The following is a 24656-nucleotide window of genomic DNA, read 5'->3' as shown; positions in this document are numbered from 1 at the left end:
TTTTTATGTGGAAATACTTTATGGTTCTAATGTTTACAGTTTTACTAGCGGCTGGATGTGGTGCGCAGCCCGACGAAAAGGCTGAAGAAGAAACCACTTACTATGAACCCATCACCTATGGAGGGGACCCTGGTATCAAACGAAGAGGTCAGATTCCTACTGGAGAAGACAGCTGGTTCAAACGTACATCAGAAGAAGAATTCCGTAATTCCAAATTTAAAGAGACCAACAGAGGGCATGATAATGCGTTTAATAACGAAGATTCCATGGAGATCATGAAGAAGGTTAATGAATTAGAAGAAGTCACAATGACCCAGGCTTTTACGGATGACAAGAAAGTTTATGTAGCAGTGATGATTAATCCATATAACCGAAGGGATCAGTCCATACCTAAGAAGGTTGAGGCAAAAGTTAAAGAAATCACTGATAAACCAATCGTTATTTACACCAATAATAATAATTGGGATCATATGAAGGATTTGAACGCCAGGTTGAAAGCTTCGCAGGCTCCAGCTCAATTAAAAAGTCAGATCAGAGATTTCTTTCAGCAAAACCAGACCGGTAAGTAAGTTGCTTTATTCTAACCGGGAAATTGTGGTATATTGAGGGAGGAAAAGATTTGCTTTGGAGAGGAGAATGTCCATGGCTGGTCATTCAAAATGGAGTAATATAAAACGCCGAAAAGGTGCACAAGATGCCAAACGGGGTAAGCTTTTTATGAAACTGGCAAGAGAGATATTTATGGCTGCCAGGCAAGGCGGAGGGGATCCAGAGATGAATCCCAATCTTCGCTTAGCTGTAGATAAAGCTAAATCAAATAATATGCCGAATGAAAATATCGATCGTGCCATTAAGAAAGCAACAGGTGATCTTGAAGGAGTAAATTATGAAGAGTACACATATGAAGGCTATGGTCCTGGCGGTGTAGCTGTTATGGTTAAGGTATTAACAGATAACAAAAACCGGACTGCAGCGGACGTGCGTCATGCCTTTAATAAAAACGATGGAAATCTTGGTGAAAATGGCTGCGTCTCCTTTATGTTTGACCGCAAAGGCTACTTAGTGGTTGATCGCGGAGAAACAGAGGTGGACGAAGAAGAGATGATGCTTGAAGTAATCGAAGCCGGAGCGGAAGAAATGGAAACAACAGACGAGCAATTTGAAATATATGCTGAACCTGAAACTTTTTCTGAAGTGAAAGCTTCGCTTGAAAAGAGCGGATATTCATTTGTGACGAGTGAAGTTACGATGATTCCAGAAACATACACACCTCTGGATGAAGAAGGCGTCGAAAAGATGCTTAAATTAATTGATATGCTTGAGGATAATGATGATGTTCAAGAGGTGTATCATAACTTAGACGCTGATGAAACCATCTTGGAGAAATTATCATAATCGCTGACTTTCTATCATAATAACTTCTGTTCCTGGACATACTAGGAGCAGAAGTTATTTTTTAGTTAGGGGGAACCTGCGATGAATCGATGGTTATGGGTTATACCGGCCAGTTTAATTTTTGCAGGATGGCAATGGTTTGCTGCGGAAGAAGACGTGTCTCTTAGAGCAGAAGATTTATCTTATCAAAGAACGGTTATTAATAAGACAGAAGAAAATGCTGTAGAAACTCTAGTGAATCCTGAACCATTAACAATAAAGGTTGTATTGAAGCAGCATTATCTGGATGGCGTAACGGAAACCATAAATAAGGAAGAAACAATATGGTCTATGGTGGATTTCTGGTCCACTTATGAAGGATGGTCCATAGAATCTCAGGAGCTGGATCAGATCGTTTTCAAAAGACAAGTGGAAGATATTTCACCACTGACTAAGCAGCAGGGGTATTTCGGACTTACGAAAGATGGAGAACTGGCCGTATTTGAGGGGGCTCCTTCTCAGGGGAAGGTTATAGAATCCTTTAAACCCATCCCTATTGAACCATTAGAATCAAAAAGGAAATCCGAATTAAAAGAGGGTATAAAAATTAAGGATGCCTCTCATTTCGAGCAAGTTGTTAAACAGTATGCAGGAGATGAACAGCCGCTATGAATGGTCATAGACGGCTGTTTTATTTTTGTGTCATTGGGAGATGCGCTTTTTGAAGCAAGTCGATTAAACTTGGCTGAACACGGCAGGAATCAACATTCTTCTTCCGGTTCTGTCATGGGCGAACATGTGCTTGTGTGTTACAATAGAGAGTGCTAAGCAATACAGGTAAGAGAGGAATTCCAACTATGATTACTTATGTAAAAGGACAATTAAGCTTAATTGAAGATACGTCTATAATTCTTGAAACAGGTGGAATTGGTTATGAAATTCTATGTGCCAACCCTTATAACTTTCAAGATTCTTTGAATCGTGAAATTAAAGTTCATACATACCACTATATACGAGAAGATCAACAAACATTATTTGGCTTCAGGAAAAAAGAAGATAAACAGCTTTTCGCTCAGCTTTTAAATGTTTCCGGCATAGGTCCGAAGGGTGCTTTAGCTATACTTGGTACGGTTAGTGTACCCGAATTTGTTTCAGCTATTGAACAGGAAGACGATAAGTACTTAACTAAATTCCCTGGTGTTGGAAAAAAGACGGCCAGACAGATGATATTGGACTTAAAAGGCAAATTAATTGTCTGGCTGCCTGATGAGCAGAATGAAGATACCATTTTCTATCAAGAGGAACTGACTTCAAAAGAAAAAAGAGAGCGTATAGAAGATGCACTTGAAGCATTAAAAGCTTTGGGTTATACAGAAAAAGAAATTAAACTGGCACGAACAGAACTTCAAAAAACCAGTGAAGGCAGTGTTGATGATTACGTAAGACAAGGGTTACAGCTGCTGATGAAGTCATAATTGAAAGGGGGAACTAATGTGGAAGATCGAATGATTTCCGGCGAGTTGCAGGAGACGGATGAGGACATTGAACTTAGTTTAAGACCTGAAACGCTCAAACAGTATATTGGTCAGGACCAAACTAAACGAAATCTGCGAATTTTTATTGAAGCAGCAAAAATGAGAGAGGAACCTCTGGACCATGCACTTCTCTACGGCCCTCCGGGGCTCGGAAAAACGACACTTGCTTCTATTATTGCCAATGAAATGGGGGTGCAGTTCAGGACAACGGCTGGACCTGCCATTGAGAGGGCAGGAGATCTGGCTGCCATTTTATCTTCATTAGAACCAGGGGATGTACTTTTTATAGATGAAATTCATCGATTACCAAGATCAGTAGAAGAAGTTCTCTACCCAGCTATGGAAGACTTCTGTTTGGACATTGTGGTAGGCAGCGGTCCCAGTGCGAGATCGATGCGACTTGATCTCCCTCCCTTTACTTTGGTTGGAGCTACCACCAGGGCCGGTTTATTATCGGCGCCGCTTCGTGACCGGTTCGGAGTCCACAGCAGATTGGAATATTACGAAACAGAGGCATTGTGCTCAATAGTGGAGAGGACTGCTGATATTTTTCATGTGGAAATTGATTTTAATGCGGCTGTTGAAATTGCTCGGCGTTCGAGAGGAACACCGCGTATAGCCAACCGATTATTTAAGCGGGTAAGGGATATAGCTCAAGTCAAAGGTGAATCCGTGATCTCTCTCGAAACGACTCAAGAAGCTCTCGAAATGCTTCAAGTCGACGCTGAAGGCCTGGATTATATAGACCACAAGCTTTTAAAAGGCATTATGGATGGATTTCGAGGGGGCCCGGTGGGGCTTGATACTATTTCGGCTACAATAGGAGAAGAGTCTCAGACGATTGAAGATGTTTACGAGCCGTTTCTTCTCCAAATTGGATTTATACAAAGAACTCCGCGTGGACGTGTCGTAACACCTAAAGCGTACGCTCACTTCCATAGGGAGGTGCCCGGAACTTGACTGGCTTCGGAAAAATATTTATTGTTATAGGGATTGTGTTTATCGTGATAGGACTTTTATGGAGTTTTGTTGGCAGACTCCCAGGAGATTTGTCTTTTAAAAAAGGGAATACCACCTTTTATTTTCCAATTATGACGTCCATTGTTGCGAGTATTGTTCTATCACTGATATTTTATATTATTGGTAAAATACGCTAAGGAAGAATAGGGGATTTAAATGGATATTAAGCAGTATGATTTTGAGCTGCCCGAAGAGCTTATTGCTCAGGTACCGCTTCAGGATCGTTCTTCGTCACGCCTCATGGTTTGCGACCGGAGCGCTGAAACAATAGAACATTACCTTTTTTCAGATATTGAAAGGCTATTAAAGCCAGGCGACTGCCTCGTTTTAAATGATACACGCGTACTACCGGCAAGGCTATTTGGAGCGAAAGAAGACACGGGAGGAAAAGTAGAGGTTCTTCTCCTCCATCAAGATTCGAAAGACGAATGGGATGTACTTATCAAACCTGCTAAAAAAGTAAAACCAGGTTCTCGTATCGTGTTTGGGGACGGACAGTTAATAGCTGAATGCACGGAGGTGCAGGAGCATGGTGGAAGAAAAGTCAGGTTCTCTTATGATGGGATTTTTATGGAAGTACTGGAATCCCTTGGTGAGATGCCGCTTCCCCCTTATATTAAGGAACAGCTGTCGGATAGGGAACGTTACCAGACTGTGTACGCTAAGGAAGAAGGGTCTGCAGCAGCACCTACTGCCGGACTTCATTTTACGAATGAATTACTTGAAAACCTTCAGGCTTCGGGTGTAACCATAGCCTATCTCACCCTTCATGTCGGACTTGGAACCTTTCGTCCTGTTAGTGTCGATAAGGTGGAAGACCACGATATGCATGCTGAATTCTACCAAGTATCTCAAGAAACAGCTGACCAATTGAATCAGGTGAAAAACCAGGGAGGTCGTATCATCTCGGTAGGCACAACTTCCACAAGGACGCTTGAAACCATCATCCGTGATTATGGCACCTTTAAGGAAGCTAGCGGATGGACGGATATATTTATCTACCCACCCCAAAAGCTGAAAGCGATTGATGGGCTGATTACGAATTTTCATCTGCCTAAATCCACTCTGATTATGCTGGTCAGTGCCTTTGCGGGTCGTGATTTTATTATGGAAGCGTATGCCAGAGCTGTGGAGAATAAGTATCGATTCTTCAGCTTTGGAGATGCGATGCTGATTATTTAGTTAGATTATTGCTTGATGTGGAGAAAGGAAAGAAATAATGGCAATCACATATGAATTAATTAAAACATGTAAACAAACGGGTGCACGTCTTGGCAAAGTCCATACACCTCACGGATCATTTGACACTCCAATGTTCATGCCGGTAGGTACGCTTGCAACGGTAAAAACGATGAGTCCCGAGGAACTCGAGCAAATGGGAGCTCCAATTATACTTTCCAACACGTATCATCTGTGGCTGCGTCCCGGGGAAGATATCGTTGAAGAAGCAGGGGGGCTTCATTCTTTCATGAACTGGAATGGGTCCATCCTTACAGATTCAGGCGGATTTCAAGTATTCAGCTTAAGTGACTTGAGACAGATTGAAGAAGAAGGTGTTCACTTCCGTAACCATATTAGCGGAGAGAAGTTATTTCTTTCACCTGAGAAAGCCATGCACATCCAAAATTCACTGGGTGCTGATATTATGATGGCTTTTGATGAGTGTCCACCTTATCCTGCCGAGCATGACTATATGAAAAAGTCAGTGGAGCGGACTAGCCGCTGGGCTGAACGATGCCTGGAAGGTCATCAGAGACCTCATGATCAGGGGCTGTTTGGGATTATCCAAGGAGGAGAATATGAAGATTTGCGCCGGCAAAGTGCAAGAGATCTTACTTCAATGGATTTCCCGGGTTATGCTATTGGAGGACTTTCTGTAGGTGAGCCAAAAGATGTTATGAACAGGGTGCTCGATTTTACTGCACCTCTTCTACCTGATGAAAAACCACGCTATTTAATGGGGGTAGGCTCACCTGATTCACTAATTGATGGCAGCATGCGAGGCATAGATATGTTTGATTGTGTACTGCCTACTCGGATCGCACGGAACGGAACCTGCATGACTTCAAATGGACGTCTGGTTGTCCGTAACGCAAAGTTTGCCCGTGATTTTCGTCCGATTGATGAAAATTGTGACTGTCACACATGCCGCAATTACAGCCGCGCTTACATCAGACATCTTGTTAAATCAAGTGAAACATTTGGCTTTAGATTAACTACTTATCATAACCTTTATTTTCTGTTAAAATTAATGAGGCAAGTGCGTGAAGCCATTAAAGAAGATCGACTCGGAGACTTTAGAGAAGAATTCTTTGAACAATATGGTTTCAATAAACCAAATGCGAAGAACTTTTAGAAGGGGGGAAATTAAATGGATACATTAGTCGGTTTATTACCAATTATTCTAATGTTTGTCATTTTCTATTTCCTATTAATTCGTCCGCAGCAAAAGAAACAGAAAAAAGTACAACAAATGCAGGCGGACTTGCAAAAAGGCGATAGAATCATCACAATCGGAGGTCTCCATGGTACGGTCCATGCTATAGATGAAGGATCTCTAGTTATTACGGTACAGGATGGAACGCAAATGAAATTCGATCGTTCATCTGTTCGTGAGAAACTAAATCAGGACTAATGATTAGAATCCCGCTGTATTTGCAGCGGGATTTCTTATGTTCCTTTATCTTTTTGCCGTTCGTCTTGGCAGATTGACCCCAATCATCCCTCCGAGCCAGGCTGCTAGAACCAATCCCCCAAAATAACTGAGCTGCGGCAGAGATATTAATTGATTCTCAAAAATGATTTGGAATAAAGCCATAGCCGCCACAAAAATAAGACCTGTCATAACCCCGGAAAGCCACCCCTTCTGCTCACCTTTGTAAGCAGCCATCATTCCACCAAATGCTAAAATGCTCAAACCGGTAATCAGGGCTGCTTGATTGAGGGTTTGATATTCCATTGTTGTAAAACGAAGGAAAAGAGCCAATACAGCCGCGGAAATAATCATGAGCAGAAGAATAGAGCCAATTCCATATGCAAGGACGCCCTGCGTAAATTTTTTCATATCATAAATCCTCCTTCTTAAGCTTGTCATTAACACTATATGCATGCTTAAGCCTTAGATAGAAGTAGATATTTTCCTTCTTCCTTGAATACGTATAAAGTAAAGACCTTATAAAAAGGGGAAGGTGTATGGCAACTCTACTTGCATTACTCATATTCGTAGCGAGCTATGTATTAATTATGACAGAAAAATGGAATCGGGCACTTGTAGCCTTAGCCGGCGGTGTTCTTCTATTAGTGACGAAAGTGTACGAGTGGGAGGAGGCATTTGGGTTTATTGATTGGGAGACAGTGGCTTTGCTTTTTTCTATGATGGTGCTCGTTTCCATCACGAAGAAAACGGGAGTGTTCACCTATATGGCTGTTCGTTTAGCCCAGCTGGTGAAAGGACGTCCTATACCGTTGCTTGCCGTAAGCGCAATATTTACTGCTGTTGGCTCTGCCTTTTTAGATAACGTAACAACGGTTTTGCTTTTTGTTCCTGTACTCCTTACATTAATTGACCGCTTACAGCTTCCGGCTTTTCCTTATTTACTTGTTACTATATTCAGCTCGAATATCGGCGGGACTGCTACTTTAATCGGCGACCCACCTAACATTATGATTGGACAGGCTGTAGAACATTTTAGTTTTCTATCCTTTATTTATCATTTAGGTCCTGTGGTCCTCGTAATTTTTGGATCTGTGTTAACTATCTTACTGCTTATTTTCCGGAAGCAATTAATCTACAATCCTGAACTAGCTGCTGCCCTTTTGGAAATGGATGCGCGTGAGCATCTAAAGGTCTCCCGTTTATTATTTCAGTCGGTTTCAGTATTGATTTTAACTATTACCGGTTTTATGATGCATCCATTTGTACACATGGATATTACCACCATTGCTGTCAGTGGAGCTTTATTATTACTGTTTTTAACTGACAAAGAATTGGATGTTGAACACGTTTTTCAAGAGGTGGAGTGGGTAACCTTATTTTTCTTCATGGGTTTATTTATGCTGGTTGGCGGTTTAGAAACGGTAGGTGTTATTGATGAACTCGCCCGTATGATGGTGTGGGTTTCTGGCGGCGACCTGCCTATTACATCAATGGTCATGTTATGGAGTGCGGGTGTGCTTTCTGGGGTAGTGGATAATATTCCATTTGTGGCGGCTATGATTCCAGTTGTGCAGGAACTCCAGGGATACGGTATGATGAATGTGGATCCTATATGGTGGTCACTCGCTTTAGGCGCATGTCTTGGAGGAAATGGAACGCTGGTAGGAGCATCCGCGAATGTTGTAGTAGCGGGTATAGCGGCGAGTCACCGCCAGCCTATATCGTTCCTTAAATTTTCGATTTATGGAATTCCTGTCCTGATTTTATCTTTATTGATCGCGTCAATTTACGTTTATTTTAGATATTTGCTTCCCTTCTCATCATAAAAAAATAAGAATGGGTCATCTTATAAGAGAGTATCCTCATGAAAGGTCGTGGGCGTCATTGGCTTTCCTGTCTCTTATATTAAGAACCATTCTTACTTATTTAATTATTCTATTTGTGTTTCGGTTTATGGGGAAGAGAGAAATCGGTGAACTAAGTGTCATGGATTTGGTTGTTTTTATTATGCTCGCTGAAATTGGAGTGTTTTTAATTGAACAACCCGATTCAGCCATTTGGAAATCAGTCGTTCCAATGGCTGTGTTATTAATTATACAACTCGGCAGTGCCTGGATATCGTTAAAGAATCAAAGGTTTAGAACATGGTTTGATGGAAAGCCTTCTGTCATTATTAAACACGGTAAAGTGGACGAGTACGAAATGAAACGGCAGCGCTATAATTTTAACGATTTACTTATACAATTGCGCGAACATGGAATTCAGCAAGTAAATGATGTAGCTTATGCAATCTTAGAACCTTCAGGTAAACTATCGGTTTTTGAAAAAGATGATCAGGGTCATTCCTCTTATGCAGTCGTACTTGTCGCAGATGGAGAAATTCAATATAGCGGCTTGAAAAATATACGTAAAAATAAGAACTGGCTGTTAAATGAACTTAAAAAACAGGGACATGAATCTTTAGATAAAGTTTCTTTATGTACTATTAATGAGGAAGGCGAAGTTTCCATAGATGAAAAAAATCAATTTCAATAAAATAACCGCTTAAAAAAGCGGTTATTTTTTATGAAAGATTTTCTTCCAAGGTATCAACTTCCACTCGTCTTTGCGTAAAAGTTTGAATAGAAACAGAAGTGCCAGATATAGAAGCGTAAGGATGAATCCCATCCATAGGAGCTGTGGAATCGGCCTGCTTTCATGAAGCAGGTAGTGCTTCATTGTGAAACCAACGTAGCCAGTTATACCAACTACCAGTGCAAAACGGATAAACATGTCCAGTGGGAGGGTCATAATTTTGTGTTTGATAAGGACTGCAAGATGTAGAAGAGTTACAACAACTACGCCTACTACCATAGCTATGGCCACACCATGTATTCCAAACTCGGGACGGGAACTCAAACTGACTAATACAATAAATTTAATAATTGAACCAATTAGCGTGTTCCACATCGCAGGCTGTGCTAAATCTAATGCTTGCAATGTAGCCTGGAGCGGGGTTTGAATGTAATGCAACAAGAAGAATGGCGCCATAAACTGCAACATAAAAGCGGCTTGGCTAGTACCGTAAACCGTCATTAGGATAACAGCTGGGAAAATCATGAAAACGACTGTAATGACCCCTCCTGAGGCTAATGAAAGACGAATGGACTGCATAATTCGGTATTGTATGGTTTCTTTTTTACCTACAGCTGCTGCTTCACTAATTGAGGGTACAAGGGCAGTTGAAAGAGCATGGGTTAAAAAAGTAGGTAAGAAAAGCAGGGGAAGTACATATCCAGTTAATTCCCCGTATAGTTTCGTTGATTCCGCTGCAGCAAAACCAGCTATTGCAAGGCTTTGGGCTACAAGGATTGGTTCAAAGAAATAGGTTATGGAACCGATAAAACGACTGCCTGTGGTAGGAAGCGCGATAGCCATTAACTCTTGAAAAGTTTGTTTCCCTTTCCCAACGTGTTTTTTCCAGGTCTTTCTCAGTTTAAACGATTTTTGCAGATTGAACTGTCTCAGCATATAAATCAATGAAACAAATTCACCTAACACTACGGCCGCCATAGCTCCTGCTGCGGCGTATTCGACACCATAAGGGTAAAGCAGTTTAGTTAAGACAAGTACTCCTCCAATACGGACTACCTGCTCAATAACCTGAGACAGAGCCTGAGGCTTCATATTCTGCCTTCCCTGGAAATAACCTCGAATTACCGATGCGACAGCAATGATTGGTATAATTGGTGTAACGACTAATAAAGGAAAAAGAGCGCGCGGGTCGGTTAGAAAATAGGAAGCGATAACAGGGGTGAGTATAAATAATGCGCCTGTAAAGATAATACTTAAGGAACCGGTAATCGACAAAGAGACGATTAGGATACTTTTAATTTTCTTCTCATTGCCTGTGGCTTCAGCTTCGGATACACGTTTTGATATTGCTACAGGAAGACCGAACTGTGTAATGGTAATCGCCAGAATCAGAGTAGGCAGGGCCATCATATAAAGCCCTACTCCTTCGGCACCCATCACACGAGCAACAACAATCCGATTGATAAACCCAAGCAGACGAGTGACCAGCCCTGCAGCTACCAGGATGAGGGCCCCATGTAAAAAGGTTTGCTTAGACATAAAAACAATCCGCCTTCTCAAAGAATTAAAATTCCGCTACAATGAAGTATATGCTAAGCCTTGGACAAGGCATGACAAAGTTTAGAATTATCGAAATTAGTAGGCGGAAGGGCCAGGTAAATTAACGGTATCATCATAATAATTAGGTGTATTAGAAGGAACTAGGAAATTGTACGAAGTTGTTCAAAAATCCCTAATTACCTTGTTGATATATAAATGGTGCGCGGGCCACACTGGCTACATAAAAGGCTTTGGTAGAGGATTGGGTGAAGTTATTACATGAAAAACAGGATATACTGACCCTCATGCGGTATAAAGAAACGACTTAGCAGGTTGTCAAATATAAAAATAGTAGTAAAATTGGTACGGATGGATAAACAAAGGAAACACTTAAACTTAGGAGTGAGAGCCAGTCTTACTGCAAGTACATAAGCATTTCGATAATGATTAGGCGCTGAAGTTATAAAAGGAGGAAATGAACATTATGGTGAAACGGGGGCGTATCGTCGCCTTTTTTCTAGTGCTGATTCTATTAGCAGCTACGATAGGGACGACTGTAACAGGTGTTACTAAAAATATAAACTTAGGTCTGGATCTGCAGGGTGGATTTGAAATCCTGTATGATGTTGAGCCTTTAAATGAAGATCAAGAGGTGAACGAGAGGGTTCTGGAAGCGACCGTTGAATCCCTGAACAGACGAGTGAATACACTGGGGATTAGTGAAACGAACATTTCGATTGAAGATGGCGGACGTATCCGTGTACAGCTTGCCGGTATTCAGGATCAGCAGGAGGCAAGGGATTTATTAGCTACTACAGCTGAACTTTCTTTCCGCGGCGCGAATGGAGAAGAATATCTAGATGGATCAGACCTGGTTGAGGGAAGCGCGCAACAAACATATGACCAGAACAATAGTCCGGCCGTTTCTCTTGGCGTAAAAGATCCTGGTAAGTTTTATGACGTGTCTGAAGAGATTTTGAATACACCTGATGACCCAGCCACACCTTATCCAGAAAATGTTCTGGTCATCTGGCTGGACTATAATGAAGAGACTTCTTTTGCTGAGGAGTATGGGAAGGCCGATCCGGCTTATCTTTCAGCACCAAGGTTTCCAGATGGACCAGTCAGAAGCTCCACCGTACAGATTACCGGGGACTTTACCGTAGAGTCTGCAAAAGAATTAGCAGACCTCTTAAACGCAGGATCACTCCCCGTAAATCTTGAGGAAACCTATTCTACTTCAGTAGGAGCTCAATTCGGTGAACAGGCTATGAATAAAACAATCATCGCCGGAGCAATTGGTATAGCCACTATATTCTTATTCATGATGGCTTATTATCGCTTTCCTGGAATTATTGCTGTGGTAACATTGACCGCCTATGTGTATTTAATATTAGTGGTCTTTGAAGCCATGAACGGGGTACTGACACTCCCAGGGATAGCTGCACTTATTCTCGGTGTAGGTATGGCGGTCGATGCCAATATTATTACCTATGAAAGAATTAAAGAGGAATTAAAAGCCGGTAAATCTGTAATGTCTGCATTTAAAGCTGGTAACAAACGTTCTCTCGCTACCATTCTGGATGCGAACATTACTACACTGATTGCCGCTACTGTTCTATTCATCTTTGGCACAAGTTCTGTCAAAGGTTTTGCTACGATGCTGATCGTAAGTATCTTAGTCAGTTTTATTACGGCAGTATATGGTACGCGTCTTCTCATGGGGTTATGGGTGAAGAGCCGCTTTTTGAATAAACGTCCGAAGTGGTTCGGTGTGAAGCCGGAAGATATCCATTCTATAGAAGAAGGCGAAGAAGTTGAAGCTACGGTTATGAACCGTAAGTTTGACTTTGTTGGTTTAAGGAAAAGATTCTTTACAATATCTATTGTTTTGATTACAGCCGGCATTCTAGCTCTTGCAGTTTTCCGTCTGAACCTGGGTATTGATTTTACAAGTGGTTCAAGGGTCTCCATTTTATCCGATGGCAATATCGATGCTTCACAAGTTGAGGAGACCATGGAAGAAGAGTTTAATGTTGCCCCTAAGAAAGTAGTCATCTCTGGAGACAATGATGAAATTGCTGTTGCCCGCTTTGACAGTGAATTAAGTAAAAATAAAATTGGAGAAATTCAAAGTTACTATGAAGATGAATTCGGCAATACGCCAAATGTAAGCACGGTCTCCCCTGTAGTTGGTCAGGAGTTAGCTAAGAATGCGGCATTAGCTGTTCTATATGCTTCAATTGGGATTATTATTTATGTAACCATTCGATTTGAATTTTACTTTGCATTGACAGCTATCATCGCCCTTCTTCACGATGCTTTCTTTATCATTGCATTGTTCAGTATTACAAGACTTGAGTTTGATATTACAATTATAGCTGCTATCTTAACCATTGTTGGTTACTCAGTTAACGATACAATTGTGACGTTCGACCGGATCCGTGAAAACTTAAAGATGAAGAAGAAAGTCAAATCCTTCAAGGAACTTGCTAAAGTTGTAAATGACAGCTTAATGCAGACATTAGCCCGGAGTATTAATACGGTCATCACTGTAATCTTTGCAGCGATTATGCTCTTGTTCTTTGGAGCTTCGTCAATTACAAACTTTGCCTTTGCCCTTGTAGTAGGACTCCTTGCAGGAACGTACTCTTCCTTATTCATTGCCTCTCAGTTATGGCTGATCTGGCGTGGAAAGAACATTAAAGATAATCCGATTCAATTTGCTAAGAAGAAGAAAACGGATGGACCTCAAGTATAATAATATGAAGCAGCCTTACCTGTTGGGGAGGCTGCTTTTTTGATTGAAAAATAGAAAATTTGGGTATAGATAAATGAATGATTATATTTGTTATAAGGTGCAGTATCATAATTTTAGCTTTATAGAGTAAGGGCTAAACAGGTTCTCTATGGTCTTCCATATGATAATAAAGTCAAATGGAAAAAGGAGGAAAATACGTGAAAGGGCAGTCTTATATTATTTTTGCATTTGTTTTTGCTTTAATTATTGCTATTTTTGCTGTGATCAATGTGGACCCTGTCCAAGTTAATTATATGTTCGGAACAGGTGAAGCGCCCCTGATTCTGGTTATCTTAATATCCGTATTATTAGGCGGACTTGCTACAGCATCTGTAGGAGCCGTGCGTTACTTTAAATTAAAGAGAGAAAATCGCTCTCTGAAGCAAAAAGTTGAACAATCTCACGAGCCGGCAACTTCTTCCGATTTTGATGGAACCCCAGATGAATCGGTTAAACCTAAAGAAGATAGTGATAATAGAAATGTAACGTAAAAGTCGTTTGCCACCCCTGGTCCCCTCTTGTATAATAGATGGGTCAGGGGTGAACTTATGATACAAAGTAAGATGAAATGGCAGTTTACATATAATGAGAATGTCGAAGGATTCGAGGTTCAGCAGGGGCTTACCCCGCTAACCCAGCAAATGCTTGAGAAACGCGGGATTGTTGAGCCGGACGCTGTTGAACAGTTTTTGAACCCGACTATTGATTATTTACATGATCCATTTCTTATGGAAGGAATGGAGAAGGCAGTAGAGCGAATTAAAACCGCAATTCAGCGTGAAGAATCCATTCTTGTCTTTGGAGACTATGATGCGGACGGTGTAAGTTCAACAACTTTAATGATTGAGGCTTTAAGAGAAGCTGGTGCATATTGTGATTTCTATATACCGAACCGGTTTACAGAGGGATATGGACCAAATGAAGAAGCGTTCCTGTTTGCAAAGGATTCTGGATATTCCGTTATCATTACTGTAGATACCGGAATTGCAGCCATTCATGAAGCTGAAGTAGCTAAACAGCTAGGAATAGATCTGATTATAACTGATCACCATGAAGTCCAGGAAGTTTTACCAGATGCCTATAGCATTATTCACCCGAAAACGTCCAGCCGCTATCCATTTCAAGAGTTGGCGGGGGTAGGTGTTGCTTTTAAATTTGCGGAAGCTTTACTGGGAAGATTTCCAAAGGATTATCTAGATCTAGTGGTCATTGGAACCATTGCTGACCTGGTTCCGCTTCAGGGAGAGAACCGAGTATTAGCTTCAATGGGACTTGCAGCTATTTCCCGCTCAAAACGCCCGGGGGTACTTGCTTTGCGTGAAGTTTGCGGTATTGAAGGTGATATGAATGAAGAAACGATTGGATTCACCATCGGTCCTCGTATGAATGCTGTAGGACGTTTGCAAGATGCTACCCCTGCAGTAGAATTGCTTCTTTCTAAAGAGAGGGAAGACGCTCAGCAAATCGCTTCATTTATTAATCAAATTAATCAGGAACGTCAGAAAATAGTGGCTGAGATCGCCAAAGAGGCTGAAGAACTGTTATCTTCAAGGTCACAGGATCTTGAGAACGTAATTGTGGTTGCTAAAGAAGGTTGGAATCCGGGAGTCTTAGGAATTGTTGCTTCTAAACTTGTGCGTCAATTTGACAGACCTGCAATAGTGCTCGGAATTGACCCTGAAAAGGGAGAAGCAAAAGGGTCTGCTCGAAGTATCGATGCGTTTGATCTCTTTGCTAATTGTATGGAAGTCAGAGAACATTTTCTTCATTTTGGAGGTCATGCCCAAGCGGCAGGGATGACTTTAGAAGTAGGGAAAATTGATGAATTAAGAACATCACTGAACGATCTCGCTGAGCAGAAGTTGACAGAGGATGACTATCAGCAAGTTTTGGATATTGAAGCCACTCTTGAACTGGGGGACATATCTTTAAAACAGATTGAAGAAATCGATCAGCTCCGTCCTTTTGGGATGGGTAATCCTAAACCGCTGTTTCACTTAAAGCATACTCCTAAAGAGCTCAGGCTGATCGGAAGTAAAAAAAATCATTTGAAAGTACAATTTCAAAAAGAACAGTCACGAGTGGATGGTATTGCCTTCGGTATGGGAGATGTTTATCCGCACCTGACACCTTCAGACCCTTTAGAGGTAGTAGGTGAATTGGGGATTAACGAATGGAATGGTCGAAAAAACCTTCAGATTATGGTTAAAGATTTACGAGTGAATGACTGGCAGTTATTTGATCTGCGGGGATCAAAACATGTGGAGAAAAAACTTGTAATACCTGCAAATGAGTATTTTACAGCGGTATCATTTCAGGGAGAATATAATGCACCTCACAATATTCCTGTGAATAAGCCTGAAGAATTTACCGAGGGTGCCATGATTGATGGGCTACTGCTATTAGATTTACCTGAGCGTATAAGTCAGTTAGAGGAACTCCTCAGTCGTGTTTCTGTAAGTAAGGTTTTTGCCTGCTATCGTCTGGAAGAAAGCACCTTCTTAAAAACCTGGCCGACGCGCGATCATTTCAAATGGTTTTATGGTATGCTGTTGAAGCGTAAGGAATTCAATCTTAGACAGGAAGGTGAACAGTTGGCTAGGAGAAAAGGCTGGGATCAATCTATGGTTGAATTTATTTCGAAGGTGTTTTTTGAACTTGAATTTGTTAGAATAAAAGATGGAATTGTAACGATAAATTCAAAACCTTCGCAGAAAGATTTAAAAGAATCTACATTATATAAAGAGCGTGAAGAGCGTTTGTACATGGAACAGACTTTGTATTATTCCACTTACAAGGAGTTAAAAGAATGGTTCAATAATTATTTGGACCAGAGTTCCAAGGATTCCAAGGAGGAAGTAGTTAATGGATTATAAAGAACATATCGCTATTGTAGAAAACTGGCCTAAAGAAGGCATTCAATTCAAGGACATAACTCCTTTGATGGACAACGGTCCAGCATTTAAATCGGCGGTTGATGATATCGTTGAGTATGCAAAAGATAAAGAAATAGACATCGTAGTTGGACCTGAAGCACGCGGCTTTATTGTCGGCTGCCCAGTTTCCTATGCGTTAGAAATTGGTTTTGCTCCTGTTCGTAAAGAAGGGAAGCTACCAAGAGAGACGATCAAAGTAGATTATGGCCTTGAATATGGCAGTGACATCCTTACGATTCATAAAGATGCTATTAAACCCGGCCAGCGTGTCATGATTGTGGATGACCTCCTCGCCACCGGGGGCACAATAGAAGCGACGATTAATCTCGTAGAACAGCTGGGTGGAGTGGTTGCCGGCTGCGCTTTCCTGATAGAACTTACGTATTTAGATGGACGCAGTAAGCTTGATGGTTACGATGTATTAACACTAATGCAATACTAACTTAGAAAGAGTGCCCTCAAACAGGGCGCTCTTTGTTTTACAGGTGAGGGGACAGCATCTATCTCTTTACATTTCACCTGCTTTTTTTGATAATATAAATCAAATATCTTTTTAAAGAAAGTCTACAGAAACCAGGGTGATTGAATGGCGAAAGATACAGTTCTAACAGCTGAAGAAGTAATAGAACAAGCAAGCACATACTTGAATGAGGATGACCTTGCCTTTATTCGCCGTGCCTATCAGTTTGCTGAAGAGGCACACAGCGACCAGTTCCGTAAATCCGGGGAGCCTTATATAATCCACCCTATTCAGGTGGCAGGAATTCTTGTGAACCTGGAAATGGATCCGGAAACGATAGCAGGAGGGTTTCTTCATGATGTAGTTGAAGATACGGAAGTAAGTATTGAGGAAATAGAGAAAGCCTTCAATACGGAAGTATCCATGCTAGTCGATGGGGTAACGAAGTTAGGAAAAATTAAATATAAATCAAAAGAAGCTCAGCAAGCGGAGAATCACCGGAAAATGTTTGTGGCAATGGCCAAAGATATCCGTGTCATTCTTATTAAGCTGGCTGATCGCCTTCACAATATGAGGACGTTGAAGCACCTTCCTGCTGAAAAGCAAAGAAGAATATCAAATGAGACACTGGAGATTTTTGCTCCTTTGGCTCATCGTCTTGGTATATCTACAATTAAATGGGAACTCGAAGATACAGCGCTGCGTTATTTAAATCCACAGCAATATTACCGAATTGTGCACCTAATGAAACAAAAGCGTAACGAGCGGGAACATTACATTGAAGAAGTTATAGATGAGATTCGCAGTCAATTGAAGGATGTTAATATTGATGCAGATCTTAATGGAAGACCTAAGCACTTATACAGTATTTATAGAAAAATGGTTTTGCAGAATAAACAATTCAATGAAATTTATGATCTGCTTGCTGTTAGGATTACGGTAAATAGTATTAAGGACTGTTATGCTGTTCTCGGGATCATTCACACTTGCTGGAAGCCGATGCCTGGTCGCTTCAAAGACTATATTGCTATGCCAAAACCTAACCTTTACCAATCACTGCACACGACTGTGATTGGTCCAAAAGGCGATCCTTTGGAAGTTCAGATCCGCACCCATGATATGCATGAGATAGCGGAGTATGGAATTGCTGCACATTGGGCTTATAAAGAAGGACGTCAAAGTGCGGCGGAACAATCGTTTGAAGAAAAATTGACCTGGTTTAGAGAAATTTTGGAGTGGCAAAGTGAAACTCATGATGCCGAAGAGTTTATGGAATCTTTGAAAGTCGATTTATTTTCAGACATGGTCTATGTGTTCACTCCAAAAGGGGATGTAATTGAACTGCCTTCTGGTTCTGTCCCTATTGATTTTGCTTATCGGATACACACTGAAGTAGGGAATCAAACGATCGGGGCTAAAGTAAATGGTAAAATGGAGCCATTAGATTATGTTCTCAATACCGGAGATATTCTTGAAATCATGACTTCCAAACATTCTTATGGTCCTTCCAAGGACTGGATTAAATTAGCACAAACTTCCCAGGCAAAGAACAAAATTAAGCAGTTTTTCAAAAAGCAGAGAAAAGATGAAAATATCGGGAAAGGTAAAGAGCTGGTAGAGAAAGAAATTCGGAATTTCGGGATACAGCCTAAAGATGTACTTACTCCTGATAATTTAATTCGTGTTTCTGAGAAGTTCAATTTTAGCAGTGAAGATGATATGTTTGCTGCTGTAGGTTATCAAGGAATTACAGCAGCCCAAATCGCAACAAGGATTACAGAAAAATGGAGAAAACAGAAACAAAAACAGCAGAACCTGGAACAAACATTGGCGGATGTAAGTACAACTGAAATAAAAACGCCCGCTAAAAGCGGTAAGAAAGATTCTGGGGTTCGCGTCGAGGGAGTAGATAACTTGCTCGTTCGGTTGTCTAAGTGCTGTAACCCTGTACCTGGTGATGATATCGTGGGGTATATCACTAAAGGGAGAGGTGTTTCTGTCCACCGAACGGATTGTCCTAATGTGAAAACGGAGGAAGCACAATCCCGTCTCCTTCCTGTTCAATGGGAAACTTCTGTCACAGATTCAAAACAGTACCATGTTGATCTTGAAATCTGGGGATATGACCGCAGAGGTCTTCTAAACGAAGTACTCCAGGCAGTTAATGAGACAAAAACCAATATCACGGCGGTTTCTGGTAAATCCGACAGAAATAAGATGGCCACCATTCATATTACAATTCTAATTCAAAATACGAGTCATCTACGGAGAATTGTGGAGCGTATCAAGCAGATTCAAGAGGTTTATACGGTCCGACGGGTTATGCAGTAATAGGATACAAAAGGGGTGGCAATGAAATGAAAGCAGTGGTACAGCGTGCTTCAAGAGCGAGTGTAAAAGTCAATAACGAGGATGTTGGTTCCATTCAAAAAGGGCTGGTCGTTTTTCTTGGAGTAACACATGAAGATACGGAAGAAGATGCAAGGTATTTAGCTAAAAAAATTCCTTACCTGAGAATTTTCGAAGATGATGATGAAAAAATGAACCATTCACTTGTAGACTTGGGTGGGAAGATTTTGTCTATTTCTCAATTCACTTTGTACGGAGATTGCCGTAAAGGCCGTCGACCAAATTTTATGCAGGCAGCAAAGCCTGATCAAGCTAAAGACCTCTATGAAACATTTAATCATATGGTTGAAAATGAAGGTGTTGGAGTCGAAACTGGAGAATTTGGCTCTATGATGAATGTTGCTTTGACTAACTCTGGGCCAGTTACATTGATATTGGACAGTAAAGAAAGATAAGAACATAAAGCCCTGGAAGTTGTTGTAAACTTCCAGGGCTTTATGTTTTGTTTTGGATATAAAAAATTTATTCTGCGAAGTACCGAACTAATCCTTTGGTAATTCCTTGCCCGACGGTTGTGTGATAAGAAGGCGAGGTCACAACACCTTCTTCAGACTTATTGGAAATGAAGCCAAGTTCTAATAGTACAGCGGGTTTATTGTTTTCACGCAACACATGAAAATTTCCAAGCCTTACCCCTCTGTCTGTCATACGTGTCTCAACGACCATTTCCTGCTGAATTAATTCCGCGAGGTGTTGATCTTCAAAGTGATAATAGTAGCTGCTGATCCCATTTGCAGAAATATTTACAGGGGCACTATTAAAATGGAGGCTGATAAAAGCATCTGCTTTGGATTGTAAAGAATGATAATTGCGGACTGCAAGCGCCAGGTATTCATCTTTCTGTCGTGTTAATTTAACATTTGCGCCCAGACTTTGCAGCTTTTGTTTTAAAGCATCTGCGGTTTGTAACGTTAAGTCTTTCTCCAAAGTTCCTGTGAAACCAATGGCACCCGGGTCACGTCCGCCATGGCCGGCATCAATTATGATGGTTTTACCATTCAGATTTGATTGGGAATCGGAAGCCACTTCATAATTTACTGGCTGCTTTTGCTGGGTTTTCACAATCCAATCTGCCACATAAGCTTTTTGATTCTGATAACGGATTTCATACCAGGAACCTTCTTTTCCGATGATTTTATATTGCTCGTTCTTATGGCCGCGCCCCACAATAGAGGTTTCTGTAGAAGGACCACTTCTAATATTGGTGCCATTGTAATTTAACGATAAATGTGAGTTTTTTTTCTTATCCATAGTCTTATCATTTTTATGAACCAGCCACTCAGCTACCCAGCCCTGACGATTATTACTGAGTTGAATTTGAACCCACTGTCCTTGTTCACTTATGTATTCATAAACTTCATTTTTATGAACCTGGGTAATCTGTTCATGGTGGGTCCCTGGACCGCTTCTAACATTGACCACATCTTCTTTAACGACCATCTGGTCAGCGTAAGCCTTGAGATCGCTTGAACAAAGTATTCCAAGAATAAATATAAGTACCGCAAAAATTGTTTTCTTCAAGATAAATTACACCTCCTTATTTTGGGCCACGTGTATTATTCGACAGGCATGATACACGTACCTGCTATGGGAATTAAAATATAGTAATAAATATTTTAGAGAATGGCTTGACATCCTAAGGAAAAAGCCTATATGATAGTAATCAATTCTATAATGATACGACTAAAACCATTGAGGGAAAAAGTAGTCCATTCCCACATAACCAGAGACGGAATGCCACGAAGGCTGAAAGCATTCCTTTATGATGGATGGATGAAAGACATTTCTTAGGTTCTGCATCGAAATGAAGTAGGTGTAGACGTACCGCAGGCGTTAACTGTCTTTGAGTGGAAGCTGATGCTTCAATCAGGGTGGCAACGCGGGCAAATTCCCGTCCCTTTTCCTATTGGCAGGAAAAGGGACGGGGATTTTTTTATGGTATTTTATGGTGGAATGTATAAAGGAGGAGTATTAATGAGTATAAATGCCCCAAGAGGTACACAGGATATTCTTCCTGGAGCCTCAGAGAAATGGCAGTATGTAGAGAAAAAATTGGTGGACTTATGTCACCGCTATAACTATAAAGAAATTCGCACTCCTATCTTTGAACATACTGAATTATTTCAACGCGGAGTGGGAGATAGTACAGATATTGTCCAGAAAGAAATGTACACATTTGAGGATCGTGGTGGGCGAAGTATTACACTGCGCCCCGAAGGAACAGCTTCGGTAGTGAGATCCTTTGTTCAAAACAAAGTGCATGGGTCACCTAATCAGCCGACTAAATATTTTTATATTGGGCCTATGTTTCGATATGAGCGACCTCAGCAAGGAAGACAGAGACAATTTGTCCAATTTGGAATTGAAGCTCTAGGAAGTGATGATCCAGCAATAGATGCAGAAGTGCTGGCACTGGCTCTTGATTCTTATCGGGAGATGGGATTGACTTCGTTACGACTTGTGTTAAATAGTCTTGGGGATCTTGAGAGTAGAGAAGCTCACAGAAATGCGCTAATTCGTCACTTTGATCCGCACCGGGAAGAATTATGTGCAGATTGCCAAGTTCGTCTCGATCAGAATCCGCTTCGCGTTTTAGACTGCAAGAAGGATAGAGACCACCCCGCTATGGAAACGGCTCCTTCTATCCTGGATTATTTAAATACCTACTCAAAAGAATACTTTGAGAAGGTTAAAGAATATTTAGATGTGATGGGCATTGAATATGAGATCGATCCTAACCTGGTTCGCGGGCTGGATTATTACAATCATACTGCTTTTGAAATTATGAGCGACGCTGAAGGATTTGGAGCTATTACCACTCTTAGCGGTGGCGGACGCTACACCGGTCTCGTGGAAGAAGTTGGAGGTCCAGCTACTTCAGGCATTGGATTTGCCATGAGTCTGGAGCGGTTATTAATGGCTCTGGAGGCAGAAGGTGTTGAGCTTCCGATCGACGAGGAGCTGGATTGCTATCTGGTAGCTTTAGGCGAAGAAGCAGAGAAGGTTTCGGTGCGTGTGGCTTATCAATTGAGAAAAGCAGGTATCCAGGTAGATAAAGATTATCTTGGCAAAAAAATGAAAGCCCAGTTTAAAACCGCTGACCGCCTTGGTGCAAAATTTGTTCTTATTCTGGGAGATCGTGAAGTTGAAGAAAATATAATAAATGTGAAAGATATGGTAAGTGGAGAGCAAAAAGAAATCCCGCTGGATAATATTGAAACTCATATAAAGAATCAGTTGTTAGGAGGCGAATAAATATGGAACGTGTGCAGAGCGGATCCTTACGTAAAGACCATTTAGGTCAAGAAGTAACTTTAAAAGGCTGGGTACAGAAGCGCAGGGACCTGGGAGGTTTGATTTTTATCGACCTGCGCGACAGGTCAGGACTTGTTCAGGTAGTATTTAATCCGGAAACATCTGAGGAAGCATTAAATACAGCTGAGAATGTTCGCAGTGAATATGTGCTGGAAATAATGGGAGAAGTAGTCGCCAGGGATGAAAAGACGATTAATCCGAGCATCGGCACAGGAGAAATCGAGGTGGTAGCTCACTCTGTTACGATTCTAAACAAAGCGAAAACACCGCCATTTATGATTGAAGAACAGTCCGAAGTTTCTGAGGATCTTCGCTTGAAATATCGCTACCTTGATCTTAGAAGAAAGGAAATGCAGGAGACCTTTCAGCTGCGTCATCAAGCCACCCAATCCATCCGCAATTTTTTAAATGAAGAAGAATTTCTTGAAATGGAAACGCCTATGCTTACAAAGAGTACGCCTGAAGGAGCAAGAGACTATCTTGTTCCAAGCCGTGTACATGAAGGACAGTTTTACGCATTACCTCAATCACCGCAGTTATTTAAACAAATGCTAATGATGTCTGGTTTCGAAAAGTATTATCAGATTGCCCGTTGTTTCCGAGATGAGGATTTACGCGCGGACCGACAGCCTGAGTTTACGCAAGTGGATATAGAAACATCGTTCATGTCTAAAGATGAAATTATGAATATGACCGAACGCATGATGAAGAAAGTAATGAAAGAAGTTAAAGGAATCGAGGTTTCTACTCCATTTCCAAGGATGTCCTACGAAGAGGCTATGGATCGTTATGGGTCAGATAAACCCGATACGCGATTTGGTTTAGAACTTATAAACTTATCGGAAGAAGTTAAGAATTCTGGATTTAAAGTATTCAGTGGGGCTGTTTCTTCAGGGGGGCAGGTTAGTGCCATTAACGTTGAAGGTAAAGCTGATGACTTCTCCCGTAAAGATATTGATAAAATGACGGAAGATGTTAAAGTCTACGGTGCAAAAGGACTGGCATGGCTTAAAGTAAAAGATGGGGAATTTAACGGACCTATCGCTAAATTCTTTACAGAAGAAGAAGCATCCCTTATTAAAAAGAAAACAGGAGCAGCCGACGGAGATCTTTTACTATTTGTAGCCGATAAAACATCAGTCGTATATGATAGTCTAGGGGCGCTTAGACAAAAGCTAGCCCGTCGTCTTGATTTAATTGAAGAAGATCGCTTCAATTTCCTGTGGGTCACAGACTGGCCGCTACTGGAGTACGATGAAGAAGAAGAACGATATTTTGCAGCTCACCATCCATTTACGAAACCAGCAGAAGAGGATATGGACCAGCTGCATAATAATCCTCAAAGTGTACATGCAGAAGCCTACGACATTGTATTAAATGGTTATGAACTGGGCGGAGGTTCTCTGCGTATTCATCAAAGAGAGGTACAGAATCAAATGTTTGAAGTTCTTGGATTCAGTCAGGAAGAAGCGGAGGAACAGTTCGGTTTCTTACTTGAAGCTTTAGAATATGGAGCACCGCCTCATGGAGGTATTGCCCTCGGGTTTGACCGATTTGTGATGCTTCTTGCGGGTCGTACCAATCTTCGTGACACCATTTTATTTCCAAAGACAGCTTCAGCAACAGATCCAATGACCAATGCACCAGGAAGCGTAAGCAAGGCTCAATTAGATGAGCTTCACCTGCAATTAAAGCCTGAAGAATAAAAAGAAAAACTGTCTTAAATCTAGCTTGTTATTGTTGATAAGGTTATATATATATGCTATGATTGTTTTACAAATTAAACGGATCAATCCTGATGTGTACGTTGTTCGAATGTACGTTTTGACCGAACATTTTTGAAACGGGAGCCCGGTGTTTCCATACGGAATGCACGCCTCTTAACCATCACTGATGGGAGGACGCAGGAAGTGTGGAACAGGGCACCCACCTGCCTGGAGCGGGTTCAAAACTCATGATACAACGGCACAATTGGGATTGGTCTTTTAATTTACTTACATAAGAACAAAAAAGGAAGCCCTCTAAGAGAGAGGGCTTC

22 protein-coding genes, 1 other RNA gene and 1 other annotated feature are annotated in these 24656 nt (G+C 41.3%); of the genes, 20 read left to right on the top strand and 3 right to left on the bottom strand.

Annotation, left to right across the window (positions count from 1 at the left end; genetic code table 11):
- Positions 1-5: 5 nt before the first annotated feature.
- The 9 genes from LCM11_RS03675 (at position 6) to yajC (ending at position 6564) form a co-directional block, all read left to right on the top strand.
- Positions 6-569: a YhcN/YlaJ family sporulation lipoprotein gene (locus tag LCM11_RS03675; RefSeq protein WP_224892888.1), complete on the top strand. Its 564-nt coding sequence runs from the start codon at positions 6-8 to the stop codon at positions 567-569.
- A gap of 73 nt (positions 570-642) precedes the next feature.
- Entirely contained in the window at positions 643-1395 is a 753-nt protein-coding gene (locus LCM11_RS03670) for a YebC/PmpR family DNA-binding transcriptional regulator (protein WP_224892887.1), read from the top strand.
- 81 nt (positions 1396-1476) lie between these two features.
- The gene (locus LCM11_RS03665; RefSeq protein ID WP_224892886.1) at positions 1477-2046 is read left to right on the top strand and encodes an intercompartmental signaling factor BofC; all 570 of its coding nucleotides are present in this window, start codon (positions 1477-1479) and stop codon (positions 2044-2046) included.
- 185 nt (positions 2047-2231) lie between these two features.
- Positions 2232-2849: a Holliday junction branch migration protein RuvA gene (ruvA, locus tag LCM11_RS03660; RefSeq protein ID WP_224892885.1), complete on the top strand. Its 618-nt coding sequence runs from the start codon at positions 2232-2234 to the stop codon at positions 2847-2849.
- A gap of 18 nt (positions 2850-2867) precedes the next feature.
- Positions 2868-3869: a Holliday junction branch migration DNA helicase RuvB gene (gene ruvB, locus LCM11_RS03655; protein WP_224892884.1), complete on the top strand. Its 1002-nt coding sequence runs from the start codon at positions 2868-2870 to the stop codon at positions 3867-3869.
- Positions 3866-4066, top strand: coding sequence for a DUF2905 domain-containing protein (locus LCM11_RS03650; RefSeq protein ID WP_014643877.1), 201 nt, complete (start codon positions 3866-3868; stop codon positions 4064-4066). Before ruvB ends, LCM11_RS03650 begins: the two co-directional genes overlap by 4 nt.
- Positions 4067-4085: 19 nt before the next feature.
- A complete protein-coding gene (gene queA / locus LCM11_RS03645) occupies positions 4086-5111 on the top strand; it encodes a tRNA preQ1(34) S-adenosylmethionine ribosyltransferase-isomerase QueA (protein WP_224892883.1) in 1026 nt (341 codons plus the stop codon).
- A 37-nt stretch (positions 5112-5148) separates the two neighbouring features.
- Complete coding sequence (tgt, locus tag LCM11_RS03640; protein WP_224892882.1) at positions 5149-6285, top strand: tRNA guanosine(34) transglycosylase Tgt; 1137 nt, start codon at positions 5149-5151, stop codon at positions 6283-6285.
- Positions 6286-6300: 15 nt separating this feature from the next.
- Positions 6301-6564, top strand: coding sequence for a preprotein translocase subunit YajC (yajC, locus tag LCM11_RS03635; RefSeq protein ID WP_089748968.1), 264 nt, complete (start codon positions 6301-6303; stop codon positions 6562-6564).
- Between the two features lie 45 nt (positions 6565-6609).
- Here the strand turns inward: yajC and LCM11_RS03630 are convergent, their stop codons facing one another.
- A complete protein-coding gene (locus LCM11_RS03630; RefSeq protein ID WP_224892881.1) occupies positions 6610-6993 on the bottom strand; it encodes a TIGR04086 family membrane protein in 384 nt (127 codons plus the stop codon).
- A 128-nt stretch (positions 6994-7121) separates the two neighbouring features.
- Here LCM11_RS03630 and LCM11_RS03625 point away from each other — a divergent pair, with 128 nt between their 5' ends.
- Positions 7122-8411 (top strand): ArsB/NhaD family transporter, encoded by a 1290-nt coding sequence (locus tag LCM11_RS03625; protein WP_224892880.1) that lies wholly within the window; start codon positions 7122-7124, stop codon positions 8409-8411.
- A 10-nt stretch (positions 8412-8421) separates the two neighbouring features.
- The gene (locus LCM11_RS03620; RefSeq protein WP_224892879.1) at positions 8422-9120 is read left to right on the top strand and encodes a DUF421 domain-containing protein; all 699 of its coding nucleotides are present in this window, start codon (positions 8422-8424) and stop codon (positions 9118-9120) included.
- A 21-nt stretch (positions 9121-9141) separates the two neighbouring features.
- On the opposite strand, the gene spoVB is transcribed toward LCM11_RS03620, so the two are convergent.
- Positions 9142-10698, bottom strand: coding sequence for a stage V sporulation protein B (spoVB, locus tag LCM11_RS03615; protein ID WP_224892878.1), 1557 nt, complete (start codon positions 10696-10698; stop codon positions 9142-9144).
- 484 nt (positions 10699-11182) lie between these two features.
- Here spoVB and secDF point away from each other — a divergent pair, with 484 nt between their 5' ends.
- The 6 genes from secDF (at position 11183) to dtd (ending at position 19698) form a co-directional block, all read left to right on the top strand.
- The gene (secDF, locus tag LCM11_RS03610; RefSeq protein WP_224892877.1) at positions 11183-13459 is read left to right on the top strand and encodes a protein translocase subunit SecDF; all 2277 of its coding nucleotides are present in this window, start codon (positions 11183-11185) and stop codon (positions 13457-13459) included.
- 197 nt (positions 13460-13656) lie between these two features.
- Positions 13657-13989, top strand: a complete 333-nt coding sequence (locus tag LCM11_RS03605) for a lipopolysaccharide assembly LapA domain-containing protein (protein ID WP_224892876.1) — start codon at positions 13657-13659, stop codon at positions 13987-13989.
- Between the two features lie 57 nt (positions 13990-14046).
- On the top strand, positions 14047-16374 hold the full coding sequence (recJ, locus tag LCM11_RS03600; protein ID WP_224892875.1) for a single-stranded-DNA-specific exonuclease RecJ: 2328 nt from the start codon (positions 14047-14049) through the stop codon (positions 16372-16374).
- Positions 16364-16876, top strand: coding sequence for an adenine phosphoribosyltransferase (locus tag LCM11_RS03595; protein ID WP_224892874.1), 513 nt, complete (start codon positions 16364-16366; stop codon positions 16874-16876). The genes recJ and LCM11_RS03595 overlap by 11 nt, the downstream gene beginning before the upstream one ends.
- 144 nt (positions 16877-17020) lie before the next feature.
- Positions 17021-19225, top strand: a complete 2205-nt coding sequence (locus LCM11_RS03590) for a RelA/SpoT family protein (protein ID WP_224892873.1) — start codon at positions 17021-17023, stop codon at positions 19223-19225.
- Between the two features lie 26 nt (positions 19226-19251).
- On the top strand, positions 19252-19698 hold the full coding sequence (dtd, locus tag LCM11_RS03585) for a D-aminoacyl-tRNA deacylase (RefSeq protein WP_224892872.1): 447 nt from the start codon (positions 19252-19254) through the stop codon (positions 19696-19698).
- A gap of 67 nt (positions 19699-19765) precedes the next feature.
- Here dtd and LCM11_RS03580 read toward each other — a convergent pair whose 3' ends face one another.
- A complete protein-coding gene (locus tag LCM11_RS03580; RefSeq protein WP_224892871.1) occupies positions 19766-20824 on the bottom strand; it encodes an N-acetylmuramoyl-L-alanine amidase in 1059 nt (352 codons plus the stop codon).
- 162 nt (positions 20825-20986) lie between these two features.
- Positions 20987-21205 (top strand) — a binding site (T-box leader).
- 72 nt (positions 21206-21277) lie between these two features.
- Here LCM11_RS03580 and hisS point away from each other — a divergent pair.
- The 3 genes from hisS to ssrS all read left to right on the top strand — a co-directional run bounded on the left by hisS (position 21278) and on the right by ssrS (position 24600).
- Positions 21278-22558 (top strand): histidine--tRNA ligase, encoded by a 1281-nt coding sequence (hisS, locus tag LCM11_RS03575; protein WP_224892870.1) that lies wholly within the window; start codon positions 21278-21280, stop codon positions 22556-22558.
- A 2-nt stretch (positions 22559-22560) separates the two neighbouring features.
- Entirely contained in the window at positions 22561-24324 is a 1764-nt protein-coding gene (gene aspS / locus LCM11_RS03570; protein ID WP_224892869.1) for an aspartate--tRNA ligase, read from the top strand.
- An 83-nt stretch (positions 24325-24407) separates the two neighbouring features.
- Positions 24408-24600: non-coding RNA, 6S RNA (gene ssrS, locus LCM11_RS03565), on the top strand.
- Positions 24601-24656: the final 56 nt, after the last annotated feature.

This window comes from Halobacillus halophilus (genome assembly GCF_020171985.1).
GTDB lineage: Bacteria > Bacillota > Bacilli > Bacillales > Halobacillaceae > Halobacillus > Halobacillus halophilus_A.
Note: the sequence above shows the minus strand (reverse complement) of the source record. Positions and strands in the feature narration are given on the sequence as shown.